Genomic DNA, 536 nt, shown 5'->3' with positions numbered 1-536 from the left:
ACGACTGACACGGGAGGAAACGATGAGAGTTCTGGCGCGTGCACTCGCCGCCGCCCTCGCGCTGGGCGCCGCGGCCCAGACGACGGCCCGGGCCGCCGACGTGAAGTTCGGCGCGCTGTTCCCGTTCAGCGGGCAACTCGCGCTCCTGGGCGAGGAGAGCGCACGGGGCGTCGAGATCGCGGTGGACGAGATCAACGCCGCGGGCGGCGTCCAGGGCCGGTTCGCCGGGGTGTCGAGCAGCTTCGCGTTCCTGACCCCGTTCCTCGGCTACGAGCCGAACGCCGTGACCCTGACGCTGGCGCGCAACGACCTCGACTTCGCCGCGGTGGCGCACACCCGCAACCAGCGCGCGGCGGCCGGAGCCGTGCAGGCCGGGGCGGTGGGCTCGACGCTCTACGACGCGGTCGCGACCCTGTCGGCGCCCCAGGCCCGGGCGGCGTTCGCCGGGATGGCCGGCGACGCCCATGCCGGGCTGGCCTCGACCGCCTTCGCCACGGCCGGGCTCAGCCGCGAGGCGGTGCTCGACCGGCTGCGCT

General features: G+C 75.4%; 1 protein-coding gene. It reads left to right on the top strand.

All coding sequences use genetic code 11. The features are described 5' to 3' along the window. Positions 1–22 precede the first annotated feature (22 nt). Positions 23–536 (top strand): ABC transporter substrate-binding protein (locus tag E0L35_RS26510; protein ID WP_249362193.1); only part of this gene is annotated, 514 nt, incomplete at its 3' end.

The sequence above is a fragment of the Halomonas sp. ATBC28 genome (assembly GCF_005937175.1).
Taxonomy (GTDB): Bacteria; Pseudomonadota; Gammaproteobacteria; order Pseudomonadales; family Halomonadaceae; genus Vreelandella; species Vreelandella titanicae.
The sequence above is the reverse complement of the archived record's forward strand: the minus strand, read 5'-3'. Positions and strand labels throughout refer to the sequence as shown.